This is a genomic window from Sphingomonas sp. AX6 (genome assembly GCF_902506605.1).
Classification (GTDB): domain Bacteria; phylum Pseudomonadota; class Alphaproteobacteria; order Sphingomonadales; family Sphingomonadaceae; genus Sphingomonas.
Map to the genome: position 1 here is coordinate 2,267,866 of NZ_LR733979.1, position 13,526 is coordinate 2,281,391.

At 65.5% G+C, this 13,526-nt stretch carries 10 protein-coding genes; 6 read left to right on the forward strand and 4 right to left on the reverse strand.

Annotation, left to right across the window (positions count from 1 at the left end; all coding sequences use genetic code 11):
• Positions 1 to 39: 39 nt before the first annotated feature.
• Both mfd and ENHY17A_RS10980 read right to left on the reverse strand, forming a co-directional pair.
• Positions 40 to 3,507: a transcription-repair coupling factor gene (gene mfd, locus ENHY17A_RS10975; protein WP_159712661.1), complete on the reverse strand. Its 3,468-nt coding sequence runs from the start codon at positions 3,505 to 3,507 to the stop codon at positions 40 to 42.
• A 130-nt stretch (positions 3,508 to 3,637) separates the two neighbouring features.
• On the reverse strand, positions 3,638 to 3,904 hold the full coding sequence (locus ENHY17A_RS10980) for an FAD assembly factor SdhE (protein WP_159712663.1): 267 nt from the start codon (positions 3,902 to 3,904) through the stop codon (positions 3,638 to 3,640).
• Between the two features lie 193 nt (positions 3,905 to 4,097).
• On the opposite strand from ENHY17A_RS10980, the gene recG reads away from it, so the two are divergent.
• Positions 4,098 to 6,158: an ATP-dependent DNA helicase RecG gene (recG, locus tag ENHY17A_RS10985; protein WP_159712665.1), complete on the forward strand. Its 2,061-nt coding sequence runs from the start codon at positions 4,098 to 4,100 to the stop codon at positions 6,156 to 6,158.
• Positions 6,159 to 6,182: 24 nt separating this feature from the next.
• Here recG and ENHY17A_RS10990 read toward each other — a convergent pair whose 3' ends face one another.
• On the reverse strand, positions 6,183 to 6,500 hold the full coding sequence (locus tag ENHY17A_RS10990; protein WP_159712667.1) for a PilZ domain-containing protein: 318 nt from the start codon (positions 6,498 to 6,500) through the stop codon (positions 6,183 to 6,185).
• Positions 6,501 to 6,617: 117 nt separating this feature from the next.
• Positions 6,618 to 7,844 carry a tyrosine--tRNA ligase gene (gene tyrS, locus ENHY17A_RS10995; RefSeq protein WP_159712669.1) on the reverse strand — a complete coding sequence of 409 codons (1,227 nt, stop codon included), beginning with the start codon at positions 7,842 to 7,844 and terminating at the stop codon, positions 6,618 to 6,620.
• An 89-nt stretch (positions 7,845 to 7,933) separates the two neighbouring features.
• Here tyrS and ENHY17A_RS11000 point away from each other — a divergent pair, with 89 nt between their 5' ends.
• From ENHY17A_RS11000 to ENHY17A_RS11020, 5 genes are all read left to right on the forward strand, one after another.
• Positions 7,934 to 8,455, forward strand: coding sequence for a DOMON-like domain-containing protein (locus ENHY17A_RS11000; protein ID WP_159712671.1), 522 nt, complete (start codon positions 7,934 to 7,936; stop codon positions 8,453 to 8,455).
• A 1-nt stretch (position 8,456) separates the two neighbouring features.
• Positions 8,457 to 9,653, forward strand: coding sequence for an exo-beta-N-acetylmuramidase NamZ family protein (locus ENHY17A_RS11005; RefSeq protein ID WP_159712673.1), 1,197 nt, complete (start codon positions 8,457 to 8,459; stop codon positions 9,651 to 9,653).
• A gap of 226 nt (positions 9,654 to 9,879) precedes the next feature.
• Positions 9,880 to 11,055 carry a hypothetical protein gene (locus ENHY17A_RS11010; RefSeq protein ID WP_159712675.1) on the forward strand — a complete coding sequence of 392 codons (1,176 nt, stop codon included), beginning with the start codon at positions 9,880 to 9,882 and terminating at the stop codon, positions 11,053 to 11,055.
• Positions 11,056 to 11,091: 36 nt separating this feature from the next.
• Positions 11,092 to 12,189 (forward strand): hypothetical protein, encoded by a 1,098-nt coding sequence (locus ENHY17A_RS11015; RefSeq protein ID WP_159712677.1) that lies wholly within the window; start codon positions 11,092 to 11,094, stop codon positions 12,187 to 12,189.
• Positions 12,186 to 13,520, forward strand: a complete 1,335-nt coding sequence (locus ENHY17A_RS11020; RefSeq protein ID WP_159712679.1) for a sensor histidine kinase — start codon at positions 12,186 to 12,188, stop codon at positions 13,518 to 13,520. Before ENHY17A_RS11015 ends, ENHY17A_RS11020 begins: the two co-directional genes overlap by 4 nt.
• Positions 13,521 to 13,526 lie beyond the last annotated feature (6 nt).

The following is a 13,526-nucleotide window of genomic DNA, read 5'->3' on the forward strand; positions in this document are numbered from 1 at the left end:
CATGATATCCCAGCTTTCGCTGGGATGACGGTTTTTGGATCAGCTCGCCGCCTTTGCCAGCCCTCTCGAAATCTGGAGGGCGGCGTTGAGCCGCGCTTGCGGGTCGCCCCAGGCGCGCGTCACCACCAGCTTCATATCCGGCCGCAACCGTGCCGTACCGTCCAGCCGCGCGACATAGGCGAGCAGCCCCTCGACGTTCGGGAACTGATCGTCGTGGAAGGTGACCAGCGCGCCCTTCGGCCCGACGTCCAGCTTCGCGACGCATGCCTTTTTCGCGTTCAGCTTCGCCTCGATCAGCGTCAGCAGATTCTGCGTTGCTTCGGGCAGTTTGCCGAACCGGTCGATCAGTTCGGCCGCGAACCCTTCGATCGCGCGACGGTCCTCGACTTCGTTCAGGCGGCGATAGAGTCCCATGCGCAGGTCGAGGTCGGGGACGTAATCCTCCGGAATCATGATCGGGGCATCGACCGTGATCTGGGGCGAGAAATCCTTGGGCCGCTTGTCGAGCCCGCCCGACTTGGCGTCCATGATCGCCTCTTCCAGCATCGACTGGTACAGCTCGAACCCGACTTCGCGGATATGCCCCGACTGCTCGTCGCCGAGCAGATTGCCGGCCCCGCGAATGTCCAGATCGTGGCTCGCGAGTTGGAACCCCGCACCCAGCGAATCGAGGTCGGACAGCACGCGCAGCCGCTTCTCCGCGGCATCGGTCATCATCCGCTCGGGCGGGGTGACCATATAGGCATAGGCGCGCGTCTTGGCGCGGCCGACGCGCCCGCGAAGTTGGTAGAGCTGGGCGAGGCCGAAGCGATCGGCGCGATTGACGATCATCGTGTTGGCGCTCGGAATGTCGATGCCGCTTTCGATGATCGAGGTGGAGACGAGCACTTCGAACTTCTTGTCGTAGAACGCGCTCATCCGCTCCTCGACCTGTTGCGGCGCCATCTGGCCGTGCGCGATGACGTAGCGGATTTCGGGGACCTCGTGCCGCAAGAACTCCTCGATATCGGGCAGGTCAGCAATGCGCGGCGTGACGACGAAGCTCTGCCCGCCGCGATAATGTTCGCGCAGCAACGCCTCTCGCAACACCACAGGATCCCACGGCATGATGTAGGTGCGCACCGCCAGACGATCGACCGGCGGGGTTTGAATCACCGACAATTCGCGCAGGCCCGACATCGCCATTTGCAGCGTGCGTGGGATCGGCGTCGCGGTCAGCGTCAGGACATGGACATCGGCCTTCAGCGCCTTCAACCGTTCCTTGTGGGTGACGCCGAAGCGCTGCTCCTCGTCGACCACGACCAGCCCCAGCCGTTTGAAATCGATCCCCTTCGACAGCAGCGCATGGGTGCCGACGACGATGTCGAGCGTGCCGTCGGAAATGCCTTCCTTGACGGCCTTGGCTTCGTTCGCGGGAACCAGCCGCGACAGGCGCCCGACCTTGAGCGGGAAGCCTTCGAACCGCGTCGTGAAGTTCATAAAGTGTTGGCGCGCGAGTAGGGTCGTCGGACACACGATCGCGACCTGCATTCCGGCCATCGCCGCGACGAAGGCGGCGCGCAGCGCAACCTCGGTCTTGCCGAAACCGACATCGCCGACGATCAGGCGGTCCATCGGCTTGCCCGCCGCCAGATCGTCCAGCGCTTCGGAGATCGCGCGATCCTGATCGTCGGTTTCGTTGAAGGGGAAGCGATCGACGAACGCCGGGTAACCGCTCGAATCGGGTTCGGCGACATCGGCCTGGCGCAGCGCGCGCGCGGCAGCGGTGGCCATGAGTTCGCCCGCGATCTCGCGGATGCGATCCTTCATCCGGCTCTTGCGGCGCTGCCATCCCTCACCGCCAAGCTTGTCGAGCTGGGCAGTGTCCTCCGCCGATCCGTAGCGGGAGAGGACTTCGAGATTTTCGACCGGTACGTAGAGTTTGTCGCCGCCGAGATAGGTCAGCGCGACGCAATCATGCGGGCTTTGGCCGACCGGAATTTGGGTCAGCCCTTCATAGCGGCCGATGCCATGGTCGGAATGGACCACCAGATCGCCGGGCGACAAGGTGGCGAGTTCGGACAGGAAGGCGTCGGCGGATTTGCGGCGCTTGGTCCGTCGGATCAGCCGGTCGCCCAGCATGTCCTGTTCGGTCAGCACCGCGACGCCCGGCGCGGTAAAGCCGTGCTCCAGCGGCAGCACGATCATCGCCGTGCCAGCGGACTTACCCGTGTCGGCAATGCCGAGCGCTTCCTGCCAGTCGTCGGCGATCTTGCCGCCGGGCAGGCCGTGATCGGCGAGCAGTCCGAGCAAGCGTTCGCGCGCGCCGACCGAATAGCTGGCGAGCACCGGCTTCTTGCCCGCCTCGCGCAGCCCGGCGATGTGATCGACGACGGCTTCGTACAGGTTGACGCCCGACGCACGTTCCGGCGCGAAGTCGCGCGGACCATCGACGCCGAATTCCAGCGTGTCGGCGGTATCGGGCTGGTGGAAACTGGTGGTCAAATGCGCGGCGGCATCGCTCAGCCGCGTGGCCCACTCGTCGGCGAGCAGGTAGAGCTGGTCCTGGCCAAGCGGGCGATAACTGCCCGGATCGCTCGATTGTGCGCGGACGCGGTTGGCCTGATAATCGGCGATCGATTCGAACCGGCTTTCGGACGCCGCGGGAACGCCCGCGTCGCGGATCACCACCGCGTCGTCGGGCAGGTGGTCGAACAAAGTCTCCAGCTTGTCCTCGAACAAGGGCAGCCAGTGTTCCATCCCCGCCAGGCGACGCCCCTCGGAAATCGCCTGATAGAGCGGGTCACCGGTCGCGGTCGCGCCGAATTTCTCGCGGTATCGCGACCGGAACCGCTTGATCGATTCCTCGTCGAGCAGCGTTTCGGACGCGGGAAGCAGCGTGAAGCCGGGGACGCGTCCCGTGGTGCGCTGGTCGGCGGGGTCGAAGGTGCGGACGCTTTCGATCTCGTCGCCGAAAAAGTCGAGCCGCAGCCCGCTTTCCGATCCGCTGGGAAACAGATCGACCAGACCGCCGCGGATGGCGAATTCGCCCGCGTCGTTGACGGTGTTCACGCGGACATAGCCGTTGGACGACAGCAAAGTCGCCAGCTTGTCGAGCCCGATCCGCGCCCCCGGCTCCAGCCGCGCGACCAACTGGCGGATGCGGAAGCGGGTCAGCGTCCGCTGGGTTGCGGCATTGACGGTCGTCAGGATCAGCCGCGGCTTTTTCGACGGAGCCTGCAGCTGGTGAAGCGCCGCCAGCCGCTCCGACATTACTCGCAGCGTTGGCGAGGCGCGGTCATAGGGCAGGCAGTCCCAGGCGGGAATCTGGACAATCTCAAGCTCGGGCGCGAAGAAGGGCGCGGTGGACGCCACCGACCGCATCGCCGCCTCGTCGGGCGCGATATAGACCGCGCCCGACGCCGACGCGCGTGCCAGGTCGGCGAGCAGCGACGGCAGGAAACCGGTCGGGACACCGGACAGCGTCAGCGGTTTCGTAGCGCGGAGGATGGCTTGCAGGTCGGGCATTTCGCTCTCTTCGTCACCCCGGCCGAAGTGCCGGGGTCCACCGTGCGGCGGGGTTGGTCGATGATTTTCAGGCGTTTCGCGTGCGGCTCGGTGGACCCCGGAACAAGTTCGGGTGATGGGGTGTGTGCGGCTAACGCGCGATCGGGATGTAGTTCAACGCCTCCAGCGCCTTCATCAAGGTACCGCGATAGTGCGGAGGCACGGGCTGGGTGCCCATCGCCCAGGCCATGATATCGACATCCTGTTCCTCCAGCAGTCGCTCGAACAGGTCGATCTGCGCGTCGTCCCAGCGTTCGGAGTGCGTGTCGAAAAAGCCGCCGATCAGCAGGTCGGCTTCCTTGGTGCCGCGATGCCAGGCGCGAAAGCGCAGGCGTTTCAGGCGGATGTCGCGGTCCATATCGGCTCCCATAGGCGATAGCCGCCGGGCGCGAATTGGCGACCGTCGGTGAAAGGGTTCGGGGCGAGATAGGGGGCGACGCCTCAAAACACCAGTGCTCCTGCGAATGCAGGAGCGTTGGCCGATAGCGATGTGCCCTGTTGTCAACGCTCCAGCTTTCGCAGGAGCACGGGATGTCCTAATCCCGTTCGTAATGCGTCCCGAAATCCTCAACCCGCTATTCGCCGAAATCACCGCGTTGAAGGGTGTCGGCCCGGCGCTGGCCAAGCCGCTCGAAAAACTGCGCCTGTCGCGCGCGGTGGATGTCGCGTTTCACCTGCCCAGCGGCTGGATTGACCGCCTGCCGCGCGACGAACTCGATATGGCGGACGCCGGGCGAACGATCGCCATCCTGCTGACGCCCACCGAATATCGCTCCGGCCATTCGCGCAGCGCGCCGACCCGCGTCCATGCCGCCGACAAACACGGCAACATCGTCAGCCTGGTGTTCTTCGGCGGCAATTCGGGATGGGCGAGGAAGCAGCTTCCGATCGGCGAAACGCGCTGGGTATCGGGGCGGCTCGACCTATACGGCCAGGAACTCCAGATCGTGCATCCAGAGGTTCTGCCGCCCGACGAAGCCGGCGGGCAGGCCGAGCGCGAAGCGATCTATCCGCTGTCCGAAGGCATCACGTCGAAGCGGATTGCGCAACTCGCGGCGCAAGCGATCGAGCGCGCACCGGTCTTGCCCGAATGGATCGAGCCGGGATTGAAGGCGCGCCACGATTGGCCGGACTGGCGCGACGCGCTCGCCCGCATCCATACCGACCCGGCGGACGCAAAGGCGCGAGAGCGATTGTCCTATGACGAGGTGTTCGCCAACCAGCTCGCGCTGCTGCTGGTTCGTGGTGAAGCGCGCGCCAAACGCGGACGGCCGCTGACCGGCGACGGGCGGCTGTGCGACTTGCTCAAGCTGCCCTATTCACCGACCGGTGCGCAGAGCCGGACGATCGCCGAGATCGAGGGCGACATGGCACAGACCCGCCCCATGCTCCGGCTGCTCCAGGGCGATGTCGGGTCGGGCAAGACGTTGGTGGCGCTGATGGCGCTGCTCGTCGCGGTCGAGGGCGGGGCGCAAGGCGCGCTGCTTGCCCCGACCGAAATCCTCGCGCGCCAGCATTACGATACGTTGTCGCGGCAACTCGCGGGCACCGGGGTCGAGGTTGCGATCCTGACCGGGCGCGACAAGGGTCGCGTGCGCGAGGCGACGTTGATGGGGGTCGCGTCGGGCGCGATCCACATCCTGATTGGCACCCATGCGATCTTTCAGGCAGGCGTCGACTACCGCGATCTTGGATTGGTCGTGGTCGACGAGCAGCACCGCTTCGGAGTCGCGCAGCGGATGATGTTGCAAGCCAAGGCAAAAGTGCCGCCGCACCTACTGGTGATGACTGCCACGCCCATCCCGCGCACGCTGACGCTGGCGCAATATGGCGAAATGGACGTCAGCCGGTTGGATGAAATGCCGCCGGGACGCGAGCCGATTGAAACGCGGGTGGTGTCGGAGGAACGGCTGGACGAGGTGGTCGACGGCTTGGCGCGCCACCTGTCCGACAAGGGGCAGGCCTATTGGGTGTGTCCGCTGGTCGAGGAAAGCGAGAAAAGCGATCTGGCCGCTGCTGAATATCGGGCTGAGACGCTGCGGGTGCGGTTCGGCGACCGGGTGGGCGTCATCCACGGGCGGATGAAAGGGCCGGAGAAGGACGCGGTGATGGCGCGTTTTGCCAGCGGCGAAATCGGCGTGCTGGTGGCGACGACGGTGATCGAGGTCGGGGTCGATGTGCCGAACGCGCGACTGATCGTGATCGAACATGCCGACCGCTTCGGCCTTGCCCAGTTGCATCAGTTGCGCGGGCGTGTGGGGCGGGGCGGGGGCAAGTCGATCTGTCTGTTGTTGCGCGGCAATCATTTGAGCGAGACGTCGCGCGCGCGTTTGGCGTTGATGCGCGAGAGCAATGACGGGTTTCGAATCGCGGAGGAGGATTTGCGACTACGCGGCGCGGGTGAATTGCTGGGCACGCGGCAATCGGGGGAAGCGCAATTCAGGCTGGCCGATGCCGAGGCGCTGACGGCGCTGCTGCAATCGGCGAACGACGATGCCCGCTTGCTGATCGACCGCGACGGCGGGCTGCAGGGGGAGCGGGGACAGGCGGCGCGGCTGGCGCTCTATCTGTTCGAACGCGATGCCGCGGTGGGGCTGCTCAGGGCGGGGTGACCGCCCAAACGGATGTTCTGGTTCTTAGCGCCGCAGCATCGCGGCCAGCGTCTCGTAATAGGTCGCGCGGTCGATCGCGGTGGCGAAATGGCAGCCGATACGACCGCCCAGCGCCCAGCGAATTTCGGCGGTCAGGATACCCGCGCCGGGCAGCCCAAGCCGCAGTCGCTGACCCTCGCTCAACTCCGCCTCGCACCGCGCCATCAACCCGTGCGGCGACATGTTGACGATCAGCAGTTCGAGCGGCTGGGCATCGGGGCCGTAGGCACGCGCGCGGAAATGGACCTCGTCGCGGTCCGCTTCGCGTCGTTCCTGTGCCGCAAGGGCAAGATTATGCGCCATGCCTACCCCGAGAAGGTTTCCAGTCCCGGTAACGGTAACCGGTATTCCGTGAAGCGATCGCCAAGGAATGCGGCTAACGCCTTATGAGACAAAGCGGTTTACGCGGGCGAAACCATGTCAGCGGGTCAGCAGACCGTGGTTCTTCTTGCCTGCCGAAATCTTTACCGGCTGGTCGCCAAGGGTAACCATCGCGGCTTCGCTATCGACTTTCTCTCCGTCGATCCGCGCGCCGCCGCCCGTAATCAGGCGGCGGGCCTCCCCCTTCGATGCGGCCAGGCCCAGCGCGATCAGCGCATCGACGATGCCGATCGAGTCGCTGCCGACGCTGTGGCTCGGCAGGGCGTCGCCGCCGCTGCCTTCCTCGAAGGTCTTGCGCGCGGTCTCGGCCGCGTCGCGGGCGGCGTCCTCCCCCCGGCACATCGCCGTTGCGGCATCGGCGAGGATTTTCTTCGCCTCGTTGATCTCTGCCCCCGACAGCGATTCGAAGCGCGCGATCTCGTCGAGCGGCAAGTCGGTGAACAGTCGCATGAACCGGCCCACGTCGCGGTCGTCGGTGTTCCGCCAGAACTGCCAATAATCATAGGCCGACAGTTGCTCGGCGTTGAGCCACACCGCGCCCGCCATCGTCTTGCCCATCTTGCCACCATCGGCGGTGGTGATCAGCGGCGTGGTCAGCCCGTAAACCTCGGTCCCATCGACGCGGCGCGCCAGTTCGACGCCGTTGACGATATTCCCCCACTGGTCCGACCCGCCCATCTGAAGGCGACAGGCATTCCGCCGCGACAGTTCCAGAAAGTCGTAAGCCTGAAGAATCATGTAATTGAATTCGAGGAAGCTGAGCGACTGTTCGCGGTCCAGCCGGAGCTTGACCGAATCGAAGCTGAGCATCCGGTTGACCGAAAAATGCTGGCCGATGTCGCGCAGGAACGGAATATATTCGAGCTTGTCGAGCCAGTCGGCATTGTCGAGCATCACCGCGTCGGTCGGCCCGTCCCCGATGGTCAGGAAGCGCTCGAACACCGTCTTGATCGACGCGATATTCGACGCGATCGTGTCGCCGGTCATCAACCGGCGTGCCTCGTCCTTGAAACTGGGATCGCCGACCTTGCCGGTGCCGCCGCCCATCAGCACGATCGGCTTGTGCCCGGCCTGCTGCATCCGGCGCAGCATCATGATCTGAACCAGGCTGCCGACATGCAGCGACGGCGCGGTCGGATCAAAACCGATATAGCCGGGCACGATCTGCTTTGCCGCAAGTGCATCGAGCGCCGTCGCATCGGTCATCTGGTGGATGTAACCGCGGCTGGACAGCAGGCGGAGCAGGTCGGAGGTGTGTTCGGTCATGATGACGGTGCCATATCGCCGAACAGGGCAGCCGTCATCCCCGCGCGGCATAGCTGGCAGCGCGGTAAGAACCACGATAGGCTGCCGCGATGTCCTCGCTTCGCCCCCATTCCGAAACGCTACCGGTCGCGGCCATGTCGCTGTCGGTTTCCGCCATCCGCACCTTGAACCTAATGACGCTCGGCTATCGAATAGATGGCGATGCGGGTGCGATTGTTTTCCCCAAGCTCGCGACCGGCGAGCGCCGCGACGGCCTTTGGCAGACAACCTGTTTCGAAGTGTTCATACAGCCAGCGGGCGTGATCGGATATCATGAGTTCAACTTCTCTCCGTCGACCGACTGGGCATCCTATAGTTTCGATGCGCACCGCGCGGGAATGCGGGATGCGCCGGGTGTGCCGATGATTGAGCGCACAGCAGACGGGATGAACGTGACGGTCGATTTGTCGGCCTATCCTGACCTAGCCGATGTCGACTGGCATGTCGGACTGACGACCGTAATCGAGGAAAAGGACGGGACCAAATCCTATTGGGCGCTGAAACACCCTGAAGGCGCGCCGGATTTCCACGATGCGACTTGCTTCGCGTTGGAACTCCCGGCAGTCGGCTGACATGCAATTCGGTATCGATCGGCTGCTCGCGAGCCCGGGGCTATTGGCGGAACTCAAGGGCAAGCGCGTGGCGCTGGTCGCGCATCCGGCGTCGGTGACGGCGGACCTGACCCACAGCCTGGACGCGCTGATCGCGGCGGGCGTTAACGTCACTGCCGCGTTCGGGCCGCAGCATGGCTTACGCGGCGACAAGCAGGACAACATGATGGAGTCGCCGGATTTCGACGATCCGGTCCATGGCGTGCCCGTATTCAGCCTTTATGGCGAAGTCCGCCGCCCGACGGGTCAGTCGATGGGGACATTCGACGTCGTACTGGTCGATCTCCAGGATCTGGGCTGTCGCATCTACACGTTCATCACGACCCTGCTCTATATGCTCGAAGCCGGGGCGGCACACGGCAAGTCGGTGTGGGTGCTCGATCGCCCCAATCCCGCCGGGCGCCCGGTCGAGGGGATGACCTTGCTGGCCGGTTGGGAAAGCTTCGTCGGCGCGGGGCCAATGCCGATGCGGCACGGGCTGACATTGGGTGAACTCGGACACTGGTTCGTCGATCATTTCAAACTAAACGTCGATTACCGCGTCATCGAAATGACGGGCTATGAACCCGATGCAGCGCCGGGATTCGGCTGGCCGGTCGAGCGCGTGTGGATCAATCCCAGCCCGAATGCCGCGAATATCAATATGGCGCGGGCCTATGCGGGCACGGTGATGCTGGAGGGAACGACGTTGTCCGAAGGACGCGGCACCACGCGGCCGCTGGAGTTGTTCGGGGCACCCGACATCGTCGCCCGGGATGTGATCGCCGAGATGCGGCGGATCGCGCCGGAGTGGCTCACCGGTTGTGCGCTGCGCGAGATCAGTTTCGAGCCGACCTTTCACAAGCATGTCCACGCTTTGTGTTCGGGCGTGCATATCCATGCCGAGGGCGGCTTCTACGATCACCCGGCGTTCCGCCCGTGGCGGTTGCAGGCGCTGGCGTTCAAGGCGATTCGGTCGCTCTATCCGGATTATTCGCTATGGCGCGATTTCGAATATGAATATGAATTCGGCAAGCTTGCGATCGACGTCATCAATGGCGGTCCGGGCTTGCGCGAATGGGTGGATGATGCGGGGGCGGTTGCCGCCGATTTGGATGCGCTGACGGTGCCCGACGAGAAGGCGTGGGTTGAGGCTCGGCGCAGATATCTGCGATATTGAGAGTGGATATTTCCTTCGATCAAAAGCATGTGCTCCTGCGAACGCAGGAGCGTTGGCGAGATCGGCAATCGCTCGTGGCCACCGCTCCTGCGTTCGCAGGAGCACAGCGAATTCGAACGGCGATAAACGCCACCGATCGAACCGATTTGCTCAGCACGAACGGTATTTTTAATCGTGGCGGTGCCCGCGATTGCCTGCCCGCATTCCACGCACTATCGCCAAGCCCATGCTAGCAGGCCTGATTTTTGCGACCGAGGATGCCGACGACCGCCCCGATACGCTGGCGGCGACGCTGCCGTTCGGCGGCATGTCATTGGTCGAATATCAGGCGCGGTTGCTGATTGCTGCGGGGGCGCAGCATATATTGGTTGCGGTGTCGCGCGTCACGCCCGCCTTGCTGGGCGCGGTCAGCCGGATCAAGCGGCGCGGCGTCACCGTCGATATGGTGCGATCGGCGCAGGAAGCCGCGGCCAAGGCGCATCCGCTGGCCGAAGTCGTGGTGTTCGCCGATTCGCTGGTCACCACCGACGAGGTTACGGCTCGGATGGCAGGCGCATCGTCGGACACGCTGCTGATCACCGAGGATGACGGCTCCGCCCCCGCCGTCGAGCGCATCGACGCCGCGCATTGCTGGGCCGGGATTGCCAAGATCGGCGCGGGTCGGCTGGGTGAGATCGCCGCGATGCCGCGCGAATATGATTTTCAATCGACGCTGCTTCGGATCGCGGTGCAATCGGGTGCGCGCCAGATGCGCCTGCCCGCCGATGCCGCGAAGTCCGGCCACGGCATCGAGCGCGCGGGTGCGGCGCTGGCCACCCGGTCGAATGCAGTGATTGCGGCGCTTGCAGGTCAGCGGCGTGGTTGGGCCGATCGGTTCTTCTTCACCCCCATCAGCCGCTTGCTGCTGCCGCGCCTCGTCGCTCGCGGGGTGCCTGATTGGAGCCTGATCGCAGGCGGTGTTGTGGTTGCCGCCGGGGTGCTGGCGGGAATCGCCCTGGGCCATGTGCGCTATGCCTTTCCGGTGGCGCTGGTCGCTGCGGCGCTGTTCTCGACGGGCGCGCTGCTCGCGTCGTTGCGTGGAGAGGATCGCCGTGCGCGCCTCCATGACGCGGCGGTTCCGGCGCTGGCGGGGGTGGTCGTACTCGCGGCGGGCGCGGCGATTTCGTCGAGCGTCGCACTCCCCACGGCGATGATCCTGGCGCTGGCCCTCGTCGCGTTCGCGGCAATGGCCGAGCGCGTGCCCGCGCCCTCGCGCGTTTGGCACGGCACCCCCGCGGCCTATCTGTTGCTGCTCGCCGTACCGGTCGTCGCCGGATATCCGATTGCCGGATTGGCAGCGGTAGCGGCTTATGCCGCCGCGACGCTGGCTGCGAAAATCGAGTCGCTGCGGCAAAAGGCTTAGAGCGTTCTTAACGCTATCCGCGCTAGGGATCGGGCCATGTCCGGTCCTTCGATCGATGTGGGTAGCGGTGACGACACCCACGCCAACGCCTTGTTCGCACGCGCTGCGACTGCGTCGGCGCGCGCGCGCAGGCGGCGCGCGGCGGAGGTCCGCGATCTGTTGTCCGACGGGGACGTTCGGCTGGACGATCGTACGCGAACCGCGGCGGCGGCTTGTCTGGATGGCATCGTCGGTGCGCTGGACGCGATGATCCGTGCGCGAGCGGTCGGCGATTTGACCGAGCGCGGCGCGAACGAGGCGGCGGCGCAAGTGTCGGCGGCGAAAATCGACATGACCAGCGCGCTGGCCGATGGCGGAATCCTGTCCGAAACCGCATTGATCGAGGAAGTGCTGGGCCGTGTCGGAGAAGCGTTGCTGACCGAGCGATTGCCGATCGACGCATCGGGGGACGCCGATGCGCCGGGGTTGGTGCTGCGGTTGGCCGGGTCGCGCGATGCCAAGATCGCCGATGCCGCACGCGCGCTGATGACGGCGGATGCCGCGCGGCGAGCGGAGATCGAGGGCGAGCCATCGACCGGAGACCTTCCCTCAGCGCTGCGCGCGCATCTCGCGTGGCCGATGGCGGCGATCCTGCGCGGCCATTTGCCCTACGACCCGGTGCTCGACGCGGCGCTAGCCCATGCAGCGGCGCAGGTGGTGGGTTCGATCGGCGAAGTCCATCCGCTGGAGGCGACCGCGATGCGGCTGGCCAAGGCGATGCATCTCGATGCAAACGAATTGCCGGTTTTGGTAGTGGAGGCGCTGGACGACCGGCGGCTGAGCCTGGCGACGGCGTTGATTGCGCGGGCGATGGCGACCGATTACTCCGTCGTGCGAGAATTGCTGCTCGATCCCGAAGGGGAGCGGCTGTGGCTGACGCTGCGGGCGCTCGGGTTCGATCGGCGCGCAATCGCGCGGGTGGGTTTTTTGTTGTGCGAAGCCGATGCGCGTCGATCGACCGACGCCTTTGCCGATACGCTCGATCTGGTGATGGCAGTACCGGTCGAAGCGGCGGCGGCGGCGGTTGCCGAGATACGATTGCCGCATGCGTTTCGCGATACGCTTCACCTGTTGCGCCAGCGGGGCATCGCATGAGCGCGCTGGGTTCTGCCACACCACAATCGTTCGCACGGTTCGATGCCGAGGGCCGGTTGATCGAGGCCGACGACCGGTTGCGCAGTTTGAACGAAGAGGCGGGGGGGGCTGAGGGCGCACCCTTTGCGGTGCCGCCGATCGCGGCGATCGTCCGGCTAGCGTATCGTCTGGACATTCCGATCGCGCGTCAGGTGGCGGTGGCGGATGGCGACGACGATGTCGAATTGCTGGTGCGCGCCGAGCCCGACGCTGACGGCGTTCGGCTGACCGTGGCCGGATGGCGGTTGCATACCACCGGGGATGCCGTGGTCATGACTGCGCGGCGCGAAGCGGATTTCCTGGCAGCGGACGCCGACTGGACCTGGGAAACCGATGCGCAGTTGCGATTGCGGTTCGTATCGCGCGGGGCCGATATGGCCGATGCGATCGGAGCGCCGATCACGCGATTGTTCACGTTAGGCGAAACCGAGGCGGGCGGTGTGCCGATGCTGGAGGCGCTGGCCGGGCATGCGCCATTCGACGGGCAGCCCGCCGTGGTGCGCACCAACGGCGCGGCGGTGACCCTGTCGGGTAGCCCGATGATCGACAGCGTCGGACGGTTGGTCGGCTTTCGCGGCGCGGCGCGACGGGTTGAGGCAAATGAGTCCCCGCGCGAAGGTTTCGGCGACATTTTCGGCACCCGGCTCGACAAGGCGCTGCGCCTGCCGCTGGGGCGGATCGTCGCCAATGCCGACAGCATTGCCGAGCGGCTCGATGGCCCGCTGGCCGAGGAATATGCCGATTATGCGAGCGATATCGCGGCGGCGGGGCGGCATTTGCTGGGACTGGTCGACGATCTGGTCGATTTGCAGGCGATCGAACGGCCGAATTTCGAGGCGCGGCGGGAGGAGATCGACCTAGCCGATGTCGCGGCACGCGCGGCGGGATTGCTGTCGGTGCGCTCTGCCGAGGCCAGGGTACGCATCGACCGCAGCGGGCTGGGTTCGGCTTTGCCCGCGAGCGGTGAGTTTCGCCGCGCGTTGCAGGTTATGGTCAATTTGATCGGTAATGCGGTGCGCTATTCCCCGGAAGGCAGCACGGTGGTGCTGAGCGGAGCGCGCGATGGCGATGTCGTGCGCGTGTCGGTGATCGACAGCGGCAAGGGCATCGCGCCCGAGGATCAGGCGCGGATTTTCGAAAAGTTCGCGCGGGTGGACCCGAGCGAGCCGGGGGGCAGTGGACTCGGCCTTTATATCTCGCGGCGTCTGGCGCGGGCGATGGGGGGCGATATCTCAGTAGAGTCGATGCCGGGTGAGGGCGCTAAGTTCAGCTTCACCCTGTCCGTAGCCTGACCCCAG